21 protein-coding genes and 1 other RNA gene are annotated in these 21,575 nt (G+C 65.2%); 12 read left to right on the top strand and 10 right to left on the bottom strand.

The genetic code is table 11. The features are described 5' to 3' along the window. Positions 1-34: 34 nt before the first annotated feature. On the bottom strand, positions 35-1,015 hold the full coding sequence (locus EP007_RS10505) for a PLP-dependent cysteine synthase family protein (protein ID WP_128477611.1): 981 nt from the start codon (positions 1,013-1,015) through the stop codon (positions 35-37). Positions 1,016-1,115: 100 nt separating this feature from the next. Next, positions 1,116-1,418, bottom strand: a complete 303-nt coding sequence (locus EP007_RS10500; protein WP_128477610.1) for a DUF5798 family protein — start codon at positions 1,416-1,418, stop codon at positions 1,116-1,118. Positions 1,419-1,499: 81 nt separating this feature from the next. Here EP007_RS10500 and EP007_RS10495 point away from each other — a divergent pair, with 81 nt between their 5' ends. The 3 genes from EP007_RS10495 (at position 1,500) to ffs (ending at position 2,971) form a co-directional block, all read left to right on the top strand. Beyond that, positions 1,500-1,919: a DUF7548 family protein gene (locus EP007_RS10495; RefSeq protein ID WP_128477609.1), complete on the top strand. Its 420-nt coding sequence runs from the start codon at positions 1,500-1,502 to the stop codon at positions 1,917-1,919. A gap of 118 nt (positions 1,920-2,037) precedes the next feature. Beyond that, positions 2,038-2,502, top strand: a complete 465-nt coding sequence (locus EP007_RS17930) for a DUF5658 family protein (RefSeq protein ID WP_243700365.1) — start codon at positions 2,038-2,040, stop codon at positions 2,500-2,502. Positions 2,503-2,658: 156 nt separating this feature from the next. Beyond that, an RNA gene (ffs, locus tag EP007_RS10485) (signal recognition particle sRNA) lies at positions 2,659-2,971 on the top strand. An 87-nt stretch (positions 2,972-3,058) separates the two neighbouring features. On the opposite strand, the gene EP007_RS10480 is transcribed toward ffs, so the two are convergent. Both EP007_RS10480 and EP007_RS10475 read right to left on the bottom strand, forming a co-directional pair. After that, the gene (locus EP007_RS10480; RefSeq protein WP_128477608.1) at positions 3,059-3,478 is read right to left on the bottom strand and encodes a Rieske (2Fe-2S) protein; all 420 of its coding nucleotides are present in this window, start codon (positions 3,476-3,478) and stop codon (positions 3,059-3,061) included. A gap of 128 nt (positions 3,479-3,606) precedes the next feature. After that, positions 3,607-3,897, bottom strand: a complete 291-nt coding sequence (locus EP007_RS10475) for a transcriptional regulator (protein WP_128477607.1) — start codon at positions 3,895-3,897, stop codon at positions 3,607-3,609. Between the two features lie 89 nt (positions 3,898-3,986). Here EP007_RS10475 and EP007_RS10470 point away from each other — a divergent pair, with 89 nt between their 5' ends. The 3 genes from EP007_RS10470 to EP007_RS10460 all read left to right on the top strand — a co-directional run bounded on the left by EP007_RS10470 (position 3,987) and on the right by EP007_RS10460 (position 7,160). After that, positions 3,987-5,603 carry a bacterio-opsin activator domain-containing protein gene (locus tag EP007_RS10470; protein ID WP_128477606.1) on the top strand — a complete coding sequence of 539 codons (1,617 nt, stop codon included), beginning with the start codon at positions 3,987-3,989 and terminating at the stop codon, positions 5,601-5,603. Between the two features lie 102 nt (positions 5,604-5,705). Further along, a complete protein-coding gene (locus tag EP007_RS10465) occupies positions 5,706-6,068 on the top strand; it encodes a DUF7344 domain-containing protein (RefSeq protein WP_128477605.1) in 363 nt (120 codons plus the stop codon). 123 nt (positions 6,069-6,191) lie between these two features. Beyond that, positions 6,192-7,160 (top strand): sugar phosphate nucleotidyltransferase, encoded by a 969-nt coding sequence (locus EP007_RS10460; RefSeq protein ID WP_128477604.1) that lies wholly within the window; start codon positions 6,192-6,194, stop codon positions 7,158-7,160. 307 nt (positions 7,161-7,467) lie between these two features. On the opposite strand, the gene EP007_RS10455 is transcribed toward EP007_RS10460, so the two are convergent. From EP007_RS10455 to EP007_RS10445, 3 genes are all read right to left on the bottom strand, one after another. Continuing rightward, positions 7,468-8,223: a diphthine--ammonia ligase gene (locus tag EP007_RS10455; RefSeq protein WP_128477603.1), complete on the bottom strand. Its 756-nt coding sequence runs from the start codon at positions 8,221-8,223 to the stop codon at positions 7,468-7,470. A gap of 48 nt (positions 8,224-8,271) precedes the next feature. After that, positions 8,272-9,429: a DUF373 family protein gene (locus EP007_RS10450; protein WP_128477602.1), complete on the bottom strand. Its 1,158-nt coding sequence runs from the start codon at positions 9,427-9,429 to the stop codon at positions 8,272-8,274. Positions 9,430-9,815: 386 nt separating this feature from the next. Continuing rightward, positions 9,816-10,535 carry a PHP domain-containing protein gene (locus EP007_RS10445; RefSeq protein ID WP_128477601.1) on the bottom strand — a complete coding sequence of 240 codons (720 nt, stop codon included), beginning with the start codon at positions 10,533-10,535 and terminating at the stop codon, positions 9,816-9,818. Between the two features lie 61 nt (positions 10,536-10,596). Between EP007_RS10445 and EP007_RS10440 the strand changes: the two genes are divergently transcribed. Further along, a complete protein-coding gene (locus EP007_RS10440; RefSeq protein WP_128477600.1) occupies positions 10,597-11,034 on the top strand; it encodes a hypothetical protein in 438 nt (145 codons plus the stop codon). Here EP007_RS10440 and EP007_RS10435 read toward each other — a convergent pair. From EP007_RS10435 to EP007_RS17475, 3 genes are all read right to left on the bottom strand, one after another. Continuing rightward, positions 11,031-11,918 carry an endonuclease III domain-containing protein gene (locus tag EP007_RS10435; protein ID WP_128477599.1) on the bottom strand — a complete coding sequence of 296 codons (888 nt, stop codon included), beginning with the start codon at positions 11,916-11,918 and terminating at the stop codon, positions 11,031-11,033. The genes EP007_RS10440 and EP007_RS10435 overlap by 4 nt on opposite strands. 45 nt (positions 11,919-11,963) lie before the next feature. Then, on the bottom strand, positions 11,964-12,395 hold the full coding sequence (locus EP007_RS10430; RefSeq protein WP_128477598.1) for a DUF371 domain-containing protein: 432 nt from the start codon (positions 12,393-12,395) through the stop codon (positions 11,964-11,966). Between the two features lie 100 nt (positions 12,396-12,495). Beyond that, complete coding sequence (locus EP007_RS17475; RefSeq protein WP_166035532.1) at positions 12,496-12,648, bottom strand: hypothetical protein; 153 nt, start codon at positions 12,646-12,648, stop codon at positions 12,496-12,498. Between the two features lie 112 nt (positions 12,649-12,760). Here EP007_RS17475 and EP007_RS10425 point away from each other — a divergent pair, with 112 nt between their 5' ends. The 5 genes from EP007_RS10425 (at position 12,761) to pyk (ending at position 21,496) form a co-directional block, all read left to right on the top strand. Then, positions 12,761-14,635: a glycoside hydrolase family 2 protein gene (locus tag EP007_RS10425; protein WP_128477597.1), complete on the top strand. Its 1,875-nt coding sequence runs from the start codon at positions 12,761-12,763 to the stop codon at positions 14,633-14,635. 367 nt (positions 14,636-15,002) lie between these two features. Further along, a complete protein-coding gene (locus EP007_RS10420) occupies positions 15,003-15,866 on the top strand; it encodes a coiled-coil protein (protein ID WP_128477596.1) in 864 nt (287 codons plus the stop codon). A 610-nt stretch (positions 15,867-16,476) separates the two neighbouring features. Continuing rightward, the gene (gene metG, locus EP007_RS10415; protein ID WP_128477595.1) at positions 16,477-18,648 is read left to right on the top strand and encodes a methionine--tRNA ligase; all 2,172 of its coding nucleotides are present in this window, start codon (positions 16,477-16,479) and stop codon (positions 18,646-18,648) included. A 390-nt stretch (positions 18,649-19,038) separates the two neighbouring features. Next, a complete protein-coding gene (locus tag EP007_RS10410) occupies positions 19,039-19,632 on the top strand; it encodes a twin-arginine translocation signal domain-containing protein (RefSeq protein WP_128477594.1) in 594 nt (197 codons plus the stop codon). Between the two features lie 100 nt (positions 19,633-19,732). After that, the gene (pyk, locus tag EP007_RS10405) at positions 19,733-21,496 is read left to right on the top strand and encodes a pyruvate kinase (RefSeq protein WP_128477593.1); all 1,764 of its coding nucleotides are present in this window, start codon (positions 19,733-19,735) and stop codon (positions 21,494-21,496) included. Positions 21,497-21,575: the final 79 nt, after the last annotated feature.

Raw genomic sequence — 21,575 nt, 5'->3', positions numbered from 1 at the left:
GCGGGGACCGAGAGCAGGTAACTGTCGAGAAGAGCTATCCGTCCCACTCCTCGAACGAGCGGTAGATGCCCTTCGAGAGGTAGCGCTCGCTGGAGTCGGCGAAGACGGTCACGACCGAGTCGTGGGGTACATCGAGTTCGTCGTCGCGGATGCGCTCGGCAACGTTTCGGGCGGCCGCGCTGGCCGCGCCCGCACTCGATGCGACGAGTTGGCTCTCCTCGGCAGCGAGGCGCTTGAGTTCGTCGTGGGCGCGGCGGTCCGGGACCTGCAACACCTCGTCAACGAGGTCCGGGTCGAACAGTTCGTTCGTGTCGAGGTCGTGCGTGCCGATGCCCTCGATTTTGTACTCGGACTCCGCGACAGCCTCGCCCTTCGTCTCCGAGTAGAGCGACCCCTCGGGTTCAACCGCGGTGACATGGATGTCGGGGTTCTGTTCAAGCGCGTACTCCGCGATGCCCATCAGCGTGCCCGCGGTGCCACATCCCGCGACGACTGCACCGACCTCGCCGTCCAGCGCCTCGAAGATTTCCGGGCCGGTGGTCTCGTAGTGGGCCTCGACGTTCAGCGGGTTCGAGAACTGCTGGGGAACGACGGCGTTGTCCATCTCGCTGGCGAGTTGGTGCGCGCGGTCGATGGCCCCGCCCATACCGTCTTCGGTGGGCGTGTTGATGACTTCCGCGCCGAGCGCGTCCATCAACTGCTGTTTTTCGACGCTGAACCGCTCGGGAACGACGAACACCGCGTTCACGTCTAATTGGCCCGCCGCGATGGCGAACCCGATGCCGGTGTTCCCGGCGGTCGGTTCGATGACGGTGCCGCCGGGTTCCAGTTCGCCCCGTTCCAGCATCGTCTCGACCATGTACTTCCCGATGCGGTCCTTGATGCTCGCGCCGGGGTTGAACGACTCGGCCTTGGCGTACACCGGCACCTCGTCGGGCGACGCCTGCACCCGAACGAGCGGCGTCTCGCCAATCGTCTCCAAGACGGAATCGAGTGGCGTCTCGTGGGTCGTCATTGAGTAGGCAAAAGTTGGGAGGGCGGTTAACGTTTTTTGTGTGGCGCTCGCGCCGCTCGTGAAACGTCGGCACGCGGACCGCGGAGACGCTGTGTGGTCGTTACGCTTCCGTCTCGGCCTTCTCGTCGTCGCTCGATTCGTCGTCTCCGGTCTCGTTCTCGTCGAGGTCCACGGTGTCGGTCTCGACGGCGTCCACGTCGATGCCTCGTTCCTCGGCGAGCGCTTCGAGGAGCGCTCGCTGTTGGGCGTTCTCGCGCTCCAGTCGCTCGACGCGCTCGCTGGTCGAGTCCAACTGCTCGCGCATCTCGGCGACCTGCTGGCGGAGGTCGTTGAGTTTGCTGTACAGTTTCTCGGCGGTGTCGGCTAGCTTCTGGACTTTCTTGGCCGTGCTTCCGAATCCCATACCGGACAGTCGTGTCGCCTGATACGTGACTTTTCCGACTCGACCGCTGGTCTTTTGCTCTCGCCCCGAAAAGCGTCGGACATGTCGCAGGAACGGTTGCCCGAGACGCCAGCGCCGACGGTCGGCGTCGTCGCCGCGCTCACCGTACTGGCCGTCATCGTCGTACCGTACTTCCTCATCGACGCCGCCGCGGCCGGTGTCTACTACAATCAACCGACCGCGCTGCCGGTCCACCTCGTCGTCGGCCTGTTCTCCGCAGTCGCCGTCATCGTCTTCGCGGCCGGGCGCAACGGCCGAACGGACGCGCCGACCGCGGCGGGCGTGGCGGTCGTCCTCGGCGGATTCATGACACTGCTCGTCCTCTGGTGGGCGGTCGCGGTCGGCGGTCTCGTCGGCAGTCTCACCGCGAACGCGATGTTCGACTATCACCGCTGGCTGCTGGTCGCGGCGTCGGTTGGAGTCGCGGCCAGCGCCGGATGGTTCGCCAACGAGGTGCTGTGACCCGCGGCCGCGCGACGGCGGATTTTCGCCGGTAGCGACCCGTTACTACCCGGCAGGCCGACCGTAAAATTTTGTCAGTCGGTACATAACGAAGCCCCGCGAGGCGCTACTCGGCGTCGTGTCAGGGAACGATGTCGGTATCGACGCGTCCGAGGACGACCGACTGGGGGACCTCGCCGACGACTCCGCCGCCCGCGAGAAGTGGATGCTCCGGGACGACGAGTTCCTGTTGGAGGAGGACCGCGAGTACGTCCTGCGCGACGAGGGCCGGTCGTGGTTGGGATACGTCTCGCCCGCCGTCTTCGGCGCGGTGCTGGCGGTGATGGTCGGCGACGTAATCACGACCGCGGTCGGTCTGGCGATGGGACTGGAAGAGGTGAACCCGGTCGCCGCCGCGCTCATCGCCGAGGCCGGTCTCGGCGGTCTCGTCCTGCTGAAGACGCTGGCGGCAATCGTCCTCCTGCTCTTGCCCGGTATCACCAGCGACGCCCGCCAAACCTTCCGGGCGGGGAGCGCGGTCTACCTCTTCGTGGGCTTGGCCGTCGTCGCTGGCAACGCGTGGGCCATCCTCGCCGTCGCGTGAGTCGGGGGGTCTCGCGGTGTTTTCGGTGCAGTCTCACGGTGTTTCCGGCGCAGTTTGGCGACGTTTTTGGTCCATTCCACCGGCGTATTCGGTGTCGAGGACACCCGCCGTCGAGCGATTAGCGAAAGGCCCTTAAGGCCGTGGCCGCTTATTCTAAAATGGACTAGGTCGGGCAGTTAGGCCCTGCTCGTTACCCGCACTATGGCCTTTAGCGGGGACCAAACCCCGGAGGCGTCCGGTCAGACCGTGCCGGGCCCCGGAAGCCGACTTCGAAGCCTCGTCCTGCGGGGACAGCGGTCTCCGGCGGGCACTCGCAGGAGTGCCGCAGTCGGAGTTAGCCGATGGTAATCCGTCAGGCGCGGAAGCGAGCAGCGGGCCATTGGACACCTGTCGCTCGTAGGGTTACGGGGTGGAGGACGCGACCGGGACTCCCCGGCACGGAACGCCGGGCAAGTTCGGGCGTCCAACCATTCATACGCCGCATTCTTATACCGCACTCAGTCACCCAGAAGCCGAAGGCTTGGAACCGAGGGAAACTCTCAGAACGGAAGAGCACTCAGAACTCGATGTTCGACTTCGAGGTCAAATCTGTCGGGTCCGTCTCGATTCCGCCCTCCCGAACGAACTCGTACTCGTCGTCGGTGAGGTAGACAGTTCCGTCGCTGACCTCGACCTCGATTGGGTCCAGATATGCGCCTTCGCACGGCCCGTGGGTACAGCGTCCGCTATCCCCCTCGAAGAGCGCGCCGTGATTCGCGCAGACGAGTTCGCCGTTCCGCTTCGGCGCGCCCGTCCCCTTATCGAGTCGGATATGCTGAAAGTGCATACACCGATTGAGCCAGCCGGTGACCGTCCCGTCTACCTTGGTCAGAATCGCCTCGTCGTCCTCGTTTGACTCCTCGTCGCGGACCGTGAACAGAACGGTCGTATCGGCCGGGACGTTCTCAACCGACGTAATCCGTTGGTCAGAACTCATTACCTGCGTGTAGCTGGAGGGTCGCAAATTTCCTTTCGGTCGCGGGTTCGACGACGTGCGCCGCGATACGGGAGCGGCGACGGTCGTCGGTCGCGGCGTTTCGCGCCGCGCGACGCTTCTCGCTCACCTCACTCGATTCTGAACGTCGGTTGCTCGACGGCCTCGCTCTTGCACTCGGGACACCGTGAGGGGCGGTTCGCCGGGTCGTCAAAGTCGCTGAAGCCGCAGTCGCTACACTCGGGGGGCGCGACGAGCAACTGCTCGTCGCTGGCGGACAGCGACTCGGCGACGTGGCGGACGTGGTCGATGGCGACGCCCGCAGTCACGTCGAACTCCACGGCCAGCGCGCTCGGCGAGGCGGCCGTCTCGCGGAGGTGGGCGGCGATTCGCTCGCGGGTGGTTTCGTCGGCCTCGCGCATGCCTCTGGGTCGCCACTGCGAAAGTATAATCCTTTCCCGCGGGAGTGGATTTATGTAGACGGAGTGAATCTTTGTCTCCGAGTCATCGGATGAACGGGGACGAACTCTCCGAGTACGCCCGACAGCTAGAAACTATCGTCCAGAGCAGCACCGACGCCATCCTCGTCAAGGACACCGAGGGCCGGTATCAGTTCTGCAACGAGAGCGCCGCGGCGTTCCTTGACTCCGAACCCGACGACCTTGTCGGAGAGACTGACGCCGACCTCTTCGGGGAGGAGACCGCCCGGAAACTCCGAGAACAGGAGCGTCGCGTTCTCGACACCGAGACGACCGCGACGTTCGAGAAGACGCTTCCGACTGCGGACGGCGAACGCGTGTTCGAGACGACGTGTTCGCCCTACTACGATGCGTCGGACGACCTCGCGGGAACCGTCTCGGTCTGCCGCGACGTGACCGAGTCGAAGGTCCGCGAGCGAACGCTGGAAAACCAGCGCGACGAGTTGGCGACGCTCGACCGAATCAACGAGGTCGCCCAAGAGATTATCCGGGCGCTCATCGGCGAACCCACCCGCGAGGAGATAGAGCAGGCCGTCTGCGACCGACTCGTGGAGACCGAACTGTACCGGTCGGCGTGGGTCGGCGACCCCGACCCCGCCAGTTCGAGGATGACCGACTTCGTCGGCGCGGGCCTGAAAGACCGGATTCGAACGCTCGTCGAACTCGTGAACGTGAGCGAAAAGAGCGAGGACCCTGCGTCCCGCGCCTATCACGACAGCGTTCCGCAGGTCATCGAGAACGTTTCCGACGACGAGACGATTCCCGACCCGATTGGGGAGCAACTGCTCGAACTCGGCTACCGCTCGGGCATCGTCGTTCCGATTCGGTACGGCGATACCACCTACGGACTGCTCGGCGTCGGAACCGAACGCAAATCGGCGTTCAGCCAGCGCGAGGTGGACGCCTTCGATGTGTTGGGCGTGGTCATCGGCTTCGCCATCGGCGCGGTCAAACACCGCCGACTCGCGCTGTCGGACACGGTAGTCGAACTTACGTTCGGTCTCACCGACCCTGACTCGTTCTACGTCGCCGTCTCCGAGCGGTTGGACTGTACCCTGAAACTCGAAGGCATGGCCGCGGGTCCCGAGGGCAGCCTCCTGTTCTACGACACGGTTTCCGGTGCCGACCCCGACGCCGTCTTCGAGTTTGTCGAGGACTGGGACGGCGTCGAGAACGCCCGCCTCGTCAGCGACCACGGCGGGGAGGCGCTGTTCGAGTTCACCATGTCGGCGTCGTCGCTCGTCGTGACGCTCTCGGAGTACGGCGCGAAGACCACCGACGCGATAAGCGAGGGCGGCGAGGCGACCGTCGTCGCGGAACTCCCCTCGGACGCAGACGTGCGGAGCGTGGTCGAACGCGCCCGCGCGAAATTCCCCGACATCGAACTCGTCGCCAAGCGCGAGACCGACCGCGACCTCCGGACCGCCCGCGAGTTCCGGCGCGACTTGGGGAACCAACTTACCGACGCACAGCGCACCGCGCTCCGAGCGGCCTACTTCGCGGGCTACTACGAGTGGCCCCGCGACAGCACCGCCGAGGACGTTGCCGAGGCGCTCGGGGTCTCCTCGCCAACGTTTCACCAGCACATTCGCAAGGCACAGCAAGAACTTCTCGCGGCGTTTTTCGACCGAAACGACGACCGACCCTAGCTGTTTAGGTCCACTGTTCTTTGTGGTCCGGTAGAAAACTAATCATGGGCGCGCCGCAACATGAGCAACGAACACGCACCGACAGGAGGAGAGGGGGCAACGATGGACGGTAACCCGTCCGTTTCCGACCAGCAGACCGCAGCCGTAGGACTCGACGAGCTGTTCCGGGTTCTCGCGGACGGACAACGCCGTCGCCTCCTCGCCTATCTTGACCGCACCGAGGATGACGTTGCGGCATTTTCGGAACTCGTCGAACACGCCGCCGACGAATCAGTCGCGGTATCGAACGAAGACCGCGAGCGGGTCGCGGTGAATCTCCACCACAACCACCTGCCGAAACTCGAAGACGCGAATCTCGTTGAGTACGATCCGCGAAGCGAGACGGTCCGGTATCGAGGCGGTCCAGTCGTCAACGAGTGGGTCGAGTTGGCCCGCACCTACGAACCGAACCGCCAGCCATTGTAGTTTTCGCCTCGACCCGAACGCTATCCTCATCGCCGTATTCGAGACGTTACCCCCGAGCGACGCCAGCGTCGGCAAATCTCGAAAATGAAAAAGGACTTACCGCGCGGGACCGACGCTCGTCGTATGAAAGCCGTCGTTCTTGCGGGTGGATACGCGACGCGACTCTGGCCGATTACCAAGCACCGCCCCAAGATGTTCCTGCCGGTCGGTGACTCGACAGTCATCGACCAGATTTTCTCGGAACTGGAAGCCGACGACCGAATCGACGAGGTGTACGTCTCGACAAACGAACGCTTCGCCGACGACTTCCGGACTCACCTCTCCGAGAGCGAGTTCGACAAGCCGCGTCTCACGGTCGAGGACACGACCGAGGAAGACGAGAAGTTCGGCGTCGTCGGGGCGCTGGCCCAACTGTTCGACCGAGAGACCATCACCGAGGACACCCTCGTCATCGCCGGTGACAACCTCATCAGTTTCGGCGTCAGCGACTTCGTGGACTTTTTCCAAGCGAAGGACTCGCCGACGCTCGCGGCCTACGACGTTGGCTCCCGCGAGCGAGCGAAATCCTACGGGTTGGTCGAACTCGACAACGACGAGGTCGTGGACTTCCAAGAGAAACCCGAGGACCCGGCGAGTACGCTGGTCTCCATCGCGTGTTACGCTTTCACCGCCGAGACCATCCCGCTGTTCGAGAAATACCTCGAAAACGGCAACAACCCCGACGAACCCGGCTGGTTCGTCCAGTGGCTCCAACAGCGCGACTCGGTGTACGCCTACACCTTCGACGAGGCGTGGTTCGACATTGGCACGCCCGAGAGCTATCTGGAAGCGGTGGGCTGGAAACTCGACGGCGAGAATCAAATCGCCGACTCCGCGACGGTCGAGAACACCACGCTCGGCGACAACGTCCACGTCATGCCGGGCGCGGAACTCGTCAACTCCAGCGTCAACAACTCCATCGTCTTCCCGTCGGCGACGATTCGAGACTGCGACATCCGCAACTCCATCATCGACGAGAAGACCCGCGTCGAGGAGATGGACCTCTCGGGGGCGCTCATCGGCGCGCACACCCAGATTCTGAACGGCGAGTAACTGTTCGAACTACTCTTCTTGCGGTCTTCCGGCGTGAACCACGTAGCGAGTCCGCCGAGATTCGTCATCTCACTTCGGCCCGAGGTCGGTCTCCGTGCTGACACCGGGGAGGTGCATACTCCGGCCCTCGATGGCGATGTGTCGTTCGGTGAACAGCGCCGCTGAACGGCAGGAGGTTCGAGCAGACGACGGGACAGAACTCGCAGAAATCGGTTTTTGCGTCCGCGTCGGTTCGACTGTCAGAGACCATCGGTTCGACGTGTTAGACGCTGGTCGATAAGGGCCGCGTTCTACCGCTCGCTGGCGGTCACTCGCCGAGTCGAGCGTCGGTAATCCGGAGGGTGCCCCGCGTCCCATCCCACTCAGTCTCGTAGTCAAGTTCGATAGAGCGGTCCATGTGCGGGCCGTCGGTCACCAGCGTCTCGAACTCGCCGCCCTCGCCGAGGATGTGGACGCCGTGGCTCTCGTTCAACCCCTCCAGTTCGGCGAGTGCCTCTTCGTCCAGCGTCCGGCCGAGCCACGACTCGTCTAGTCCGTACGCCGCGACCCGGATGATGGTGATTTCGAAGCCCGCGTCGAGCATCGCGTCGGCGAGTTCTCGGGGGTCCTCCTGCCAGAGCGGCGCGAACACCTCGGCGTCGAGGCGGTCGGCCATCGCCTCGATGCGAGAGGTCTGGTACTCGCTCTCGACCGCGCCCGCAGTGACGCCCGCGAGGCCGCCGGAGAGGTCCGCGTCCAGTTCGCCCAGCGCGGCTTCCAGCGGTCTGAGTTCCGCGTCGCCCTGCGCGCCCGACTCCGCGGCGTCCTCGGCCTCGAAGTCGTCCGGTTCGACCTCCACGAGCGGCACACCGATGCTCTCGGCGGCGAGCGAGGCGAGTCGTGTCGCCGGAACGTGATACATGTAGGAGTCGCCCTCCGGGTGGACCGTGACGAGACGCGACACGTCGAGTCCCGATTCAAGGGCTTGGTAGAGCGCCCACGAGGAGTCCTTGCCGCCCGAAAAGAGGCTGACCCACGACCCGTCGTCTGCGGCGTCGTCGGTCGCGGCGGTGTCTTCGGTCATGGCGGCCACTCCGGAGGCTGTGGATTTAGGTGCGGCGAATCGGGCCGCTCATTCCGCCAGTTCCTCGTCCTCGAACTCCTCGTCGAGCGCTGACCCGGTGACGTACGTCGAGACGCGGACGCCGAGCAGACTCACCACGACGCCCGCGACGACGAACAGTGCCATCCGCGTGCCGGGTTCGAGGACGATGCGCTCGACGGCGAGGCTCCCGACCGTCGTGTGGGGCACGACCAGCGGTTCGACGTACGCCTCGCGCTGGAGGAAGTACGCCGAGAAGCCGCGGACGACCAGTCCGACCGCCAGCACGCCGAACGGGAGGTTTAGATAGGAGTTGCGAAGGTTGTCGTTGCGGATGACCTCGTCCAACAGTCGGCCCGTCGAGGCCGCCAGTGCCGCCGACGCCAGCCACGGTACGCTGGCGAACGCGAACGCCATCGCGGGCATCAGGATGCCTCCCGTGGGCGCGGTGGGGTTCGAGACGCGGAGCGCCCCGGCGAAGATGCCGATGAGCGACAGCCCCGCCGCGATGACGTAAGTGACGATGGAGACCCGACCCGAGTACAGCGCGTCCTTGGCCTCGCTCGGCACGTCGGACACGTAGTCATCGACGCCGAGACCCTTGTAGAGGACGAACAGGCCGATGACCGCCGTGATGGAGGCGACAGCCATCGCCGGGCCGAACGCCATCAGCAGGATTGGGAACGCCAGCATGGCGACCCCGACCGGAACGAGGACGGTCTGGCGCAACTCCTCGTCGGCGAGAAACTGCTTGAGCAGGTAGTAGGTCGATTCGATGTCGCGGGCCTGCCGGACGACCACCCTATCGACCGCGTCCACCGTGACGCGGCTCTCGATGATGGGGACCAGTCGCTCGTCTTGGGCGCTGTCGATGACGACGACCGCCGAGTCGGGGTCGTACTCGGAGATGAGGTCGTCCATCTGGTCGGCGACCGCGCGGTCCCGGCCGACCATCGTCTCGGCGGCCCCCGAGATGACCGCCACCGTGACCTCCTCGTCGCCGTCCCGCAGGTCGCGGGCCACGCGAAGGGATTCGAGCAGGCAGTTGACGCTGGCGTCTTCGGGGTCCGCGAGACCGACCTCGGTGACGAGCGACCGGACCGCTTCCCACCCCGCAACGGGGGTTTCGAGGCCGGTCTTGGTCCCGATGTCGTCGTCCCGGTCAACGCACACTACCAGCGTACTCATGTCGCGTATCTGAATCCAGACGGTCGGGCGTTAAAAACCCTCGTCTCGGTGAACCTCCGCGCGACCGCGCCGCAGGCAGGGAAAGTGGACCGTCGGCGAACTCGTCGCAAACCATGGGGCGCTCGACGGTCGTCTACTTGCCCGGCGCGCGCCGGCGTCGTCGTGAATGGACGTGAACGACGGCTCGTCAGAGCGTGCCTCTGACGGTGGACGAGTAGTCTGCGAACGCGGTTCGCAGACAACGCAGGAGGTTGGGGGGCGTGAGACCCATGCGGGGCGGTGCTGTGCAGTCGCGGTGCCGTGCGGTATGATTGGTGTCGGTAGTAGCTAGCTCCGACGAACGTTCACCACCGACGTATTCGTAACAAGTCCCGACCACAACGCCCTCACAACCGTGTGAAACTCGCCACACTCGCCGCGACGCCGTGGCCGACTTTCCGCCCGGCACCCATCGCGTAGTGCTGGACGCTCCGGTGAAGCGGCTGACGGCGGCCGTGAACGGCCGCGTCGCCGTCGGCCAGCGCGCTCACAATGCGGTCGCTGTCGAGGGCGGCCTTCGAGGTGGCTTCGATCGTGAGTTCGGTGTACGCGCGGCCGATATACTTTGCGGAGTGGGCGTCGCTGGCCGCGACGCCAGGGTAGTCGTTGCGGGCCGCGAACTCCCGAGCGCGGCGGTTCCGATAGCCCGTGAAAATCCACGCGTTGTAGACCTCGATGGCGTCGCAGTCGGTGATTCGCCCCCGACGGACGCCGTGGCGAGTGCGCTGGAACGGGTGGGGCACGATTGCGACGCCACCCGCGTCCCGGACCTTCGCGACGGTCTCATCGAGCGGTCGGTGGGGTTCCGGGCGCTCGGTGACGCCGATGGCGAGCAGGTGGCCCGCGGCGGTCGAGACCTCGACGCCGGGAATCCCGACAAGTCCGTACTCCGGGGCGAGTTCGGCCGCCCGGAGCGACTCGCGGATGGTGTCGTGGTCGGTGACGACGACGCCGTCGAGTCCGATGTCGCTGGCTTGGGCCAACAGCATCTCGACCGGTTCGTGACCGTCGTACGAGCCGTCCGAGTGGACGTGCGGGTCTATCCTCACCGTTACCTCTGGGGCCATTTTCGCCTTCTAGCGCCCGAAACGGCAAAAGTGCGGCTCTCGAAGAACTGACAGTACGACGATGGACGGAACGTCGGCGAACCGGCCGCCACCGGGCGGGCCGACGGTGCGGGTGACGCTGGAAGCCGAGGAGTGGTACGTCCTGACGAACTGGCTCCGCGAGCGCGAGAACCGGCTTCAGTACGCGCTCCGGCCGAAGTCCGACGAGTGGGCGTTCGTCCGTGACCTCCGGCGGAGCGTCGAGCGCCAGCGCGGTGAGGAGTCGGAGACGGCGGACCGCCCGGAGACGGGAGAGGACAACGACATCGCGGGCGTCACGGAGACCGTCGCGCTCGCCGACCGGCAGGTGGCGTACCTCTCGTCGTTCCTTCGCAAGCGAGCGCGAAAACTCCGCCTTTTGCCGTGGCGCAACCGCGAGCGCCGGGACGTGTTACACCTTCGGGACCACCTGCGTGCGACCGTCGAACGCGAGGAGGGCAAGCAGAGAGAGGCTCGTTAGTCGGCGTCCGCGGGGTCCACGACTCCGCCGGACTCGACATCGACGCCCACTCGGTCGCAACTGTCCGACACGGGACACTCGTCCAGTCCATCAAGACAGGCGGGCTTGCGGGCCGTACAGTATTCTCGTCCGAACTGAATCGTTGCCGTGTGGCCGAACCCGCACTTCTCGGCGGGCACGTCGCGTTCCAGCACTGCCCGAACTTCCTCGTGGTCGGCGTCGGCGGGCGCGATACCGAGTCGGCGGTAGATGCGGTGGACGTGCGTATCCACGGGGAAGACGCCTGCCTGACCCCCGGCGAACAGCAGGACGCAGTCGGCCGTCTTCGGACCGACCCCGTCCATGTCGAGGAGCGCGGGCCGGACTTCCGCGGAGGGACGCTCCCGGACGAAGGCGTCGAACGCGGCCGCGCTCCCGTGTTCGTCCAGCACGCGCTCGGCGACGCCGACCAGCACCTCGGTCTTCCGGTTGTAGAGACCTGCGGGCCGAATCGCGTCCGCGAGTTCGTCGCAGTCGGCCGCCGCGAGCGCCGCGGCGAGGTCGCTCGATTCGTCGCCCTCGCCGCCGTATCGCTCCATTAGGGCGTCGTGGGCGGGCTGGCTCGCCACGTCGCTTGTGTTCTGGCTCAGGACGGTTCGCACCAGACACTCGAAGGCGTCGCGCCCACCGTAGGTCTTCTGCCAGTAGCGCTCCCCGAGGCGGTCCACAACGGCTTCTGCGCGGGTCGCCGCCTCGCCGGGGGTGAACTCGGCGACCGAACTCGCCTCGCTGTCGCCGCCGCTGATGTTCTCCGCGGGTTCGACGCGGGTTCCGGAGTCGTCGCTCGCGCTGCGTTCGACGGGGTCGGTGGAGTCGGCAGGCTCGGCGTCGGACTCCTCACTCATGACTGGAGATGAGGACCGGATCGGATTAAAAGGGTCGGCCCTCGGCTACTCGCGCTCGACGGTCAACGTCACGGTCAGGTCCGCGCCGTCCGCGAGCGCCGCGACCAGTTCGCGGTCGAACCCCTCGGCGGCGAACTCGGACCCGACGAGAATCGTCCGGTCGTCCACGTAGTCGCTGGTTCGGCCTACGGCGCTCCGGTCGTTCTCGAACGCGAGGTCCGGGTGGCCGCGACCCGTGACGGTCTGGCTATAGGTCTCGTCGTCGCCAGCGACCTCGAACCTCGCGGTGATGGTCGCGTCGGCGTGCTGGCAGGCCGCGACGAACTCGGGGTCGAAGTCGGCCGGGGAGCGGTCGGCCTCGATGCCGAGGATGCAGTCGCCCGCGGGCGTGAGGTAGTCGTCGGTCGTCACCTCGAAGGTGCTTTGATGGGCGGCCGAGACGTTCTCGTGGCCCCGCGCGTGGATGACTTCTTCCATGCGTCTCGGTTTCGCCACCGGCCACTTGAGGGTCGCCTTTCGAGACGACGCTTCTCGTCGGCAGGGCTACCGACCTGTCTCAGTTACCGACCCGTCTCAGCTACCGAACCACCGTCACCGTGACCGCGCCGCAGGCGCACTCGTAGGCGCGGCGCTCGCCCGCGTCGGTCGTCATCCGGAGCATCAACTCGCTCTCGCCGAGGGTGCGCTCGCAGTTCCGGCCGTCGCAGGCACACTGCAAGTCTTCGAGCATGGAACGAGGTCGTCGCGCCACCCTACTTAAATTGTGCCAAGGGCGGAGTGAAAGTGAAAGTGGTCGTCGCCGGGACGTAAAACCTATCAGGTGTGGGTTTCGTTCCCCGAGTATGTCTCTGACCGACTGGACGGGCGCGGCAGTCGAACCGTCCGCAGAGGACGGACCGCCCTCTCCCGACGAGTGGCACCCAGTGGAGGTGCCGGGCCGCCCCGAGCGGTTCGCGGACGCCGACGCCGTCGCCTACCGAACCGAGTTCGGCGACCCCCGTGACGGCGACGAACGCGCGACCCTCGAACTCCGCGGCCTGTTCGCGCACGCCCGAATCTGGCTCAACGGCGAGCAGGTGGGCGAACACGACGCCCACTTCGTCCCCGCGAGATACGAACTGGACCTCGACGCCGAGAACGAACTGGTCGTGGAGTGTCGCGCGCCCGACGCGTTCGGCGGCGTCTACACCACCGACCGCGTGCCCGACGAACGCGCGGTCCCCGGCATCTGGTGGGCCGCCGAGTTGGAAACCCACCCCGAGACGTTCGTGGACGCGCTCTCGCTGACGCCGCGTCGGACCGACGCGGGCGCGGTCATCGACGCCGAAATCGCCGTCGAGGCGGGCAAGGCGCTTGACGACCGCATCTCGCTGTCGGTGCGCCCGCAGGGGTTCCGGGGCGGCGGCGTGATGGAGCGCGCGCGAGTCGAGACCGACACCGGGGAGCGCACGACGGTCGAGAAGACCCTCGAACTCCGGGACCCGGCCTACTGGTGGCCGACAGGATTCGGTCCCCAACACCAGTACGCGGTCCGGGCGAAACTCGGCGACTCTGAGCGTGTCGTCGAGACGGGACTCTGCGAGGTCGCGCAAGCGGACGACAGCGACGCCCTGCTGGTCAACGGCCAGCGGGTTCCCGCCCGCGGATTCTCCCTGCTCCCCACGGGCGACCCGACGTGGGACGTGGAGCGCGCCGCGAACGCCAACGCGAACCTCGTCCGGGCGTACGGCCACGTCCCGCCCGCGGAGTTCTACGAGGCCGCGGCCGACGCGGGCCTGCTGGTCTGGCAGGACCTACCGCTGGTCGGGACCGCAGAGACCGACACCGAGCGCGCGAAGTCGCTGGCGGAGACGGTCGCCGCCTCCGTCGAGCGCCACCCCTGCGTGGCCGCGTTCGGCGTTCGGGCCGACCCGACCGACCATCTCGCGGGCGTCGGTCCCTCGCGGGTTGCGCGCTACAAGGTCCGCTGGTGGGCGTGGCGCGCGAGTTACGACGGCGGCGCGGACCGCGACATCGCGGAGGCACTTCCGGAGGAAACGCCGGTTTTCCCCGTCTCGGGCGGGCCGGGCATCGACGCCGACGCGACCCACCTCTATCCCGGTTGGCAGTTCGGCACGCCCGGCGACGCCGAGTGGGCGCTGGAGAAGTACGACTGCGACGGCCCGGTCGGCGCGTTCGGCGCGGGGTCGCTCGTCGGCGAAGACGGCCACGACGCCGCCGGATTCGACGCCGACGCCCACCGCGCGTACGTCGGTTCGAGCGGTGACGACGCCCCAGTCGAGTCCTCGCAGGCGTATCAGGCGCGGGTCCTAAAGGACGTGACCGAAACGCTTCGACGGCGCGGGAGCGGTCTCCTCGCGGCCGATGCACTCCGCGACGCCGACGAAGGCGCGGGCATGGGCGTGGTGTCGGCTGACGGGAGCGAGAAGGCAGGCTACGAGGCGATTGCGGCCTCGCTGGAACCCGTGCAAGTCGTCTTGGACGAGTACCCCGCGGGCGGTGACACCCGCGAACTCACAGTCCTCAACGACACGACCAAGGCGGTCGCTGGCACCGTCTCGTGGACTGCTGGCGGCCAGAGCGGCGGAAGCGACGTGGAAGTCGCGCCCCTCGACCGCGAGCGGACGGGGTCGCTGACCGTGCCCGCGGACGCCGAGAGCGTCGAGTTGTCCTTCGGGCACGCGGACGGAGCGGTGCAGAACGTGTATCCGCTGTAAGTTCGCGCGTCTCGACTGTCGATTCGACGCGCTGCACCCGGCATCTCTCGGCGTCGCTCCCCACCGTCCGCGGGTGATTCCTCCGCTTCCGCGGCGGCTATTTATAACCCCTCGAAAAGTGTGGTAACGGCTTACACGGCCGTTAGCGGCCGTGTGAACCGTTTCCACCGTCTAAATAGCCGGAACATTTATATGGTCGCAGGAAATATGTACAGATACCAGAACGCCACGAGCGTTCGGCCAGCATCGTGCGACAAATGACATGGGACTATTGTCACCGGTCGATTGCCAGTTGTATAGAGCGGTTGCTGTCGCTCACTGGACTGCCGAACGCGACGGCGGGCATGGAATCGAGGTTTAATTAAGCATGGTAAGTGTAACAGAAGAGGAACTTCAGAACAAGTCGAAAGGCGAACTAATCAAACTTGCGGGACAGCTCCGAGACCGACGAAACGAGCTGAACCAGAAGGCCAGCAAGCGCGCCTCCAAGCGCGACGACCTGAACGCCGAGACGCGCGAGAAGGTTGACGAGGCTCAGGAACACCGCGAGAAGCGCGACGAGCTCAACGAGCAGGTTCAAGAGCACAAGGAGAGCCGCAACGAGCTCAACGCGAAGGCCAACGAGCTGTTCGACGAGGTCGAGCAGAAGAAGTCCGACCTCGAACTCGACGAGGGCAAGGACATCGAGGAACTCGAGTCCGAAATCGAAGACCTCGAGTTCAAACAGCAGACCGAAGTTCTCTCGACCGAGGACGAGCGCGAACTCATCGAGGAGATCGAGGAGAAGCGCGAGAAGCTTCAGGAGCGAAAGGAGAAGCTCGACGACAGCGAGAACCTCGACGAACTCGTCGAGGAGGCCGAGGAAGTCCGCGCCGAAGCGAGCCGTCACCACGAGAAGGTCACGGAACTCGCCGACAAGGCCCAAGAGCATCACAACCAGATGATCGAGGCCTACCGGGAAGCCGACGAAATCCGCGACGAAGCCGACGAGATGCACGAGAGCTTCGTCGAGGCCCAAGAGTCGGCCGACCAGCACCACGAGGACTTCGTGCGCGTCCAGAAGCGCCTGCGCGAACTCGACAAGCAGGAAGAAGAAGAGCGCAAGTCCGAGAAGGAAAAGGAGCGCGAAGAGGCCAAAGAAGAGGCCGAGGAAATCTACCAGCAGTTCAAGGACGGCGAGACCCTCGACACCGAGGACCTCATGAAGCTCCAGAAGACGGGCCTGCTGTAAGTTTGTAATTTTGCGATTCTCGTTTCTTCGCTCTCAGCGCGGGTAGCGTTGGGTGTGTCGAGCGAAGGTGGTGAGTGAGTTAGCCGACGAAGCCACATTTCGTTACCGAACGACGGAGCGACGACGAGTAGTAGCTAGCTACTGCCGACGCCAATCATGACCGCACGGCACCGCCACCGCACCGCAGGCCTCACGCCTCCCCAACCGCTTGCGGTCCTCGCTTCGCTGCGGTCCTCAGCCCTCGCGCGCTGAAGGCGCGACACGGGGTCGCGCCAGCGCGCGCCGACACAGATGGTCCAACGAGCGAGACGCCCGTAAACGAGTAACACGCGAGACCAACGTTTAATTGTCAAGGCGACGACCCCGAAATCGTGCCACTCACGGTCCGAGACCTCTCGCGGTCGCAGGCGCTCGCTCGCGCTATGCGCATGCACAGCGATGCGTAGCGTCGGGAGGACCCGCCGGACCGTGGCGCGCGGTATTTTTGCGGTGGCGAAACCCGACCCATCGGTCGAATCGCCAGCCAGTGTACCATCGAATCACGCGACGACAGCCATGCACGAACACGGAAATCGGCGGGTTTTACACCCGCCGCGAAGGAGTAGATAGTATGAGCCACGACGACTTCCCCACGGAGAAGCCAGCGGTGGTGACCTGCGGGTTGCCCTACGCCAACGGCGACCTGCACATCGGGCACCTCCGGACATACGTCAGCGGCGACGCCTACGCTCGCTCGCTGGAGAAACTGGGTCAGGAGACCGCGTTCGTCTCCGGGTCGGACATGCACGGGACCCCTGTCGCGGTCAACGCCGCGAAGGAGGGCGTCTCTCCCGAGGAGTTCGCGCTCCGCCACCACGAGACCTACGAAGAGACGTTCCCTCGGTTCAACGTCGAGTTCGACAACTACGGCCACACCCACGACGAGACCAACACCGAGTTGACTCAGGAGTTCGTTCGGTCGTGGATAGACGAGGGCCACGTCTTCGAGAAGGAGATTCAGGTCGCGTGGGACCCCGAGGCCGACCAGCCCCTACCCGACCGCTACGTCGAGGGGACCTGTCCCTACTGCGGCGCGAAGGCCCGCGGCGACGAGTGCGACGAGGGGTGTCAGCGCCACCTCGAACCGGGCGAAATCGAGGACCCGCGCTCGACGCTCACCGGCAATCCCGCCGAGTACCGCGCCCGCGAACACGAGTTCCTGCGTCTCGCTGACTTTCAGGAGTACCTTCAGGGATTCATCGACCGCCTCGAAGGCACCTCCAACGCGCGCAACCAGCCAAAAGAATGGATAGAGGGCGAGCTACAGGACCTCTGTATCACCCGTGACATGGACTGGGGTATCGACTACCCCGGCGACGATGGGGAGTCTGGCGAGGGTGCTGAAGACCTCGTCCTCTACGTCTGGGTGGACGCTCCAATCGAGTACGTCGCCTCGACCAAGCAGTACACCGAGCGCGTCGGAGCGGACGAGTACGACTGGGAGGCGGTCTGGAAAGACGGTGCCCCGGACGCGGGCGCCGACGGCGAGACCGACGACGAGACGTGGGAAGACTCCGACACCGGCGAAATCGTCCACGTCATCGGCCGGGACATCATCCAGCACCACACCGTCTTTTGGCCCTCGATGCTCCGGGGCGCGGGCTACAACGAACCGCGCGCGGTCATGGCCAGCGGTTTCGTCAACCTCGACGGGCAGGCGTTCTCGACCAGTCGCAACCGAGCAGTCTGGGCCGATGACTACCTTGACGAGGGCTTCCATCCCGACCTTGTGCGCTACTACCTGACCACGACCGGCGGGTTCCAGCAGGACGTGGACTTCTCGTGGGAGAAGTTCCAAGAGCGCGTCAACGGCGAGTTGGTCGGCACGCTGGGTAACTTCGCCTACCGGAGCCTGCTGTTCGCGGCTCGGAACTACGACGGCACCCCGGACGCAACCACCTCCGAGGAGGTCGCCGACCGAATCGAAGCGACTGTCGAGGAGTTCGAGGCCGCGGTCAACGACTACTCGCTCAAGCAGGCGGGCGAGGCCGCCGTCTCGCTGGCCGGATTCGGCAACGAGTACATCCAGCGCAACGAACCGTGGAACCTGACCGACGACGACCCCGAGCGCGCCGAGCAGGTCATCTACGACTGCGTCCAGTTGGCGAAGGCCGTCGCCGTCCTCTCGGCACCCATCCTGCCCGACAAGGCCCAACACCTCTGGGAGCAGTTGGGCGAGGAGGAGTCGGTCCACGACGCCGACCTCGACGCCTGCCTCGAAGCGCCCGCCGACGAGTTCGGCGAACCGGACGAACTCTTCGAGAAAATCGAGGACGAGCGCGTCGAGGAACTGAACGAGAAGCTAAACGAGCGAATCGCGGCGGCGACCGAGGACGAAGACACCGACGAGACTGACGAAGACACTGCGGATACCGACGAAGACGAAACCATGAGCGACGACATCGACATCGAACCCATCGACGAGGACCGCATCGGCTTCGAAGAGTTCCAAGACCTCGACGTTCGCGTCGGGGAAATCGAGGTCGCGGAGGGCATCGAAGGTGCAGACGACCTCGCGCGACTCGAAGTAGACATCGGCGTCGAGACCCGCCAAATCGTCGCGGGCATCAAGCAACTCCACGACCTTGACGAACTGCCGGGAACGAAGGTCGTCGTCGTAGCGAACTTAGAGCAGGCCGAACTGTTCGGCGTCGAGAGCAACGGGATGGTGCTGGCGGCGGGCGAGGACGCCGACCTGCTGACGACCCACGGCGACAGCGTGCCGGGCACGAAAGTCAAGTGAGGGCGGCCCGACCGCGGCGAAGTAACAACCAAAAAGTATTTTCCGCCCAACGATAAGAGATGATTACGGTGGACGTAGCGGTCGTACCAATGTCACACGCAACCTCCGGTACCGGAACGTCCGCTCCGCCGTGAAAGAACGAGATGGCAGTTATCGCGTGAGTTATCCCTCACGCCATCTCGGGTTCCCCCCATTTGTTCGCGTCGCGCCGACGTGGCTTGGAGTCGATAGCGCGTCGTACGAGATTAGCTTCGGTAGTCGATACTACGCCCATATTATATAAATTATAAAATATTTAATTCTAATATTTATAAATAGATATTATCTATTCTCTGATAACTAATATAATGAATTACCTTGGTGGGAGTGTATTCGCTAGCTGTTGTTTCCATGATGGGAAATACCTCCAACCGACGCGCGTTCCTCAAGAAAACGGCGACGACCGCCGTACTGGGCGGCGGTCTGCTCGCTAGTGCAGAGCCAGTCGCGGCATCGACTCAAACGATCAAAATCAAGGGGACTGGTAGCTACGATATCTTCGTCAACGACCCAAACGCTACGAAGCAGGACGATGTCGAGGACGACGATATGATCGATTCGGACCCCAATAAGTCTATCCTCGATGGGTCAGTCAGCGGAGACGCGGACACGTACGATTTCGAAGGACAGGTCACGCGTCTCTTTCTCGACGGCGACATCACGGTCGTCGTCTCCGACCCGAACGGGATGAATCGCGGTGGCCGTCTGGACGTGCAAGGAGGCGACGGAGCCTACTATCTCGTCCAATCGAGCGAGAGCATGGAAGAGCAGTACGATAATCTCGAATCGAAGGACGCCGTCGATAGCGACGGCCAACACTGCGACGGGCACCTCGACGGATTGGACGACACCGACTCGTACTACCTCGACGGGACTATTCAGGCCGTGATGGTCGAAACGGATAGTGGCGGATACGACTCGGTTCGCATCGACCACAACCTGTAGAACGGTTCTCTATCTTTTCGAGCGTCGAAACAACTCGGAGCCGAGTGAATCCCAATTGAATCACCGTAGGTTTTTGACGCGGTCGGACCTATCCGAACCCATGAGAAACGCGAAAATCGTCTGTACGCTGGGTCCGGCCTCCGACTCCCAGCGGACAATCCGAGAGTTGGCCGACGCGGGGATGACCGTCGCCCGACTCAACGCCAGTCACGGTACGCGAGAGGACCGTGCCGAACTCGTAGACCACGTCCGACACGTAGACGAGACCACCGCCGACCCCCTCGCGGTGATGGTTGACCTGCAGGGTCCCGAGATTCGGACCGCCGAGACCGACGACCCGGTCCACCTCGAAACCGACTCGACGGTGCGGTTCGTGAAAGGTGACACCGCCACCCCCGAGGAGGTCGGTCTGAGTTACTCCATTACCAACGTCGAACCCGGCGACAAGGTGCTGTTGGACGACGGCCGCATCGAGACGGTCGTCGAGGAAATCGACGCGGACGCGGACGGCGAGGGCGCGGTCGTCGCGCGCGTCGTGAGCGGCGGCGACCTGAGCAGTCGGAAGGGCGTCAACGTCCCCGGCGTGGATTTGGACCTCGACGTTATCACCGAGAAGGACCGCCGAGACCTCGAACTCGCCGCCGAGAAGGAGGCCGACTTCGTGGCCGCGAGTTTCGTCCGGAGCGCCGCGGACGTGCTGGCGGTCAACGAAGTGCTGGAGGAACTGGGCGCGGACATCCCCATCGTCGCCAAGATAGAGCGCCGCGGCGCGGTGGAGAATCTGGACGAAATCGTGGACGCCGCCTACGGCGTGATGGTCGCGCGCGGGGACCTCGGCGTCGAGTGCCCGCTCGAAGACGTGCCCATGATTCAAAAGCGCATCATCCGGGAGTGCCAGCAGACCGGCACACCGGTCATCACCGCGACCGAGATGTTGGACTCGATGGTCCACGCTCGCAGACCCACACGCGCGGAGGCCTCCGACGTAGCGAACGCCGTCCTCGACGGCACCGACGCGGTGATGCTCTCGGGCGAGACTGCAATCGGCGACGACCCGGTGCAGGTCGTCGAGACGATGGACCGCATCGTCCGGCAGGTCGAGGCCAGCGGCGAGTACGACGAAATCCGCGAACAGCGCGTCCCGACCGCCGAGGACGCCCGGACCGACGCGCTGGCGCGGTCGGCGCGCTATCTCGCGCGGGACATCGGCGCGTCGGCCATCGTGGCGGCCAGCGAGTCCGGATACACCGCGCTGAAGGTGGCGAAGTTCCGGCCGCAGGTCCCGGTCGTCGCCACCACGCCCAACGACGACGTGCGCCGCCAACTCTCGCTGACGTGGGGAGTCAACTCCCAGTACACGCCGCTCTCGTCGGGCGTGGACAACGTCATCGAGGACGCCGTGCAGGCCGCCCTCGACGCGGACGTGGCCGATAGCGGCGACACGGTGGTCGTTCTCTCGGGGATGATGTCGGAACTGGAGGGAACCTCCACGACGAACACGCTCAAGGTTCACGTCGCGGCCGAGACCATCGCTACCGGCCGGAGCGTCGTGCGCGGGCGGGTCGCCGCCCCGGTCGTTCGGACCGAGGACGGCGACCTCTCGGGCGTGCCCGAGGGGTCGGTTCTGGCGCTCGAACCCGATTTCGACGGCGAGTTCGACGGCGACGCCTCGAAACTCGTCGGCATCGTGGACGCCCGGCCGGGTATGACGGGCTACCCCGCGATGGTCGCGCGGGAACTCGACCTCCCGATGGTCAGCGGCGCGCCGCTGGACCCCACGATTCGGGGCGGCGACGTGGTGACTCTCGACGCCGAGCGCGGCGTGGTCTACGAGGGCGACGTGACTCACGCCGAGCGCTCGTAACTGACGCTGACGCCGACCTTCGCTCTCGATAACGACGCGACGCCTCCGGAGCCAACCTTTTCCCGGTGGCGTGCGTACC

Origin of the sequence: Halorussus pelagicus (assembly GCF_004087835.1) — an archaeon.
GTDB lineage: Archaea > Halobacteriota > Halobacteria > Halobacteriales > Haladaptataceae > Halorussus > Halorussus pelagicus.
This window is presented reverse-complemented; position numbering and strand designations above follow the sequence as displayed.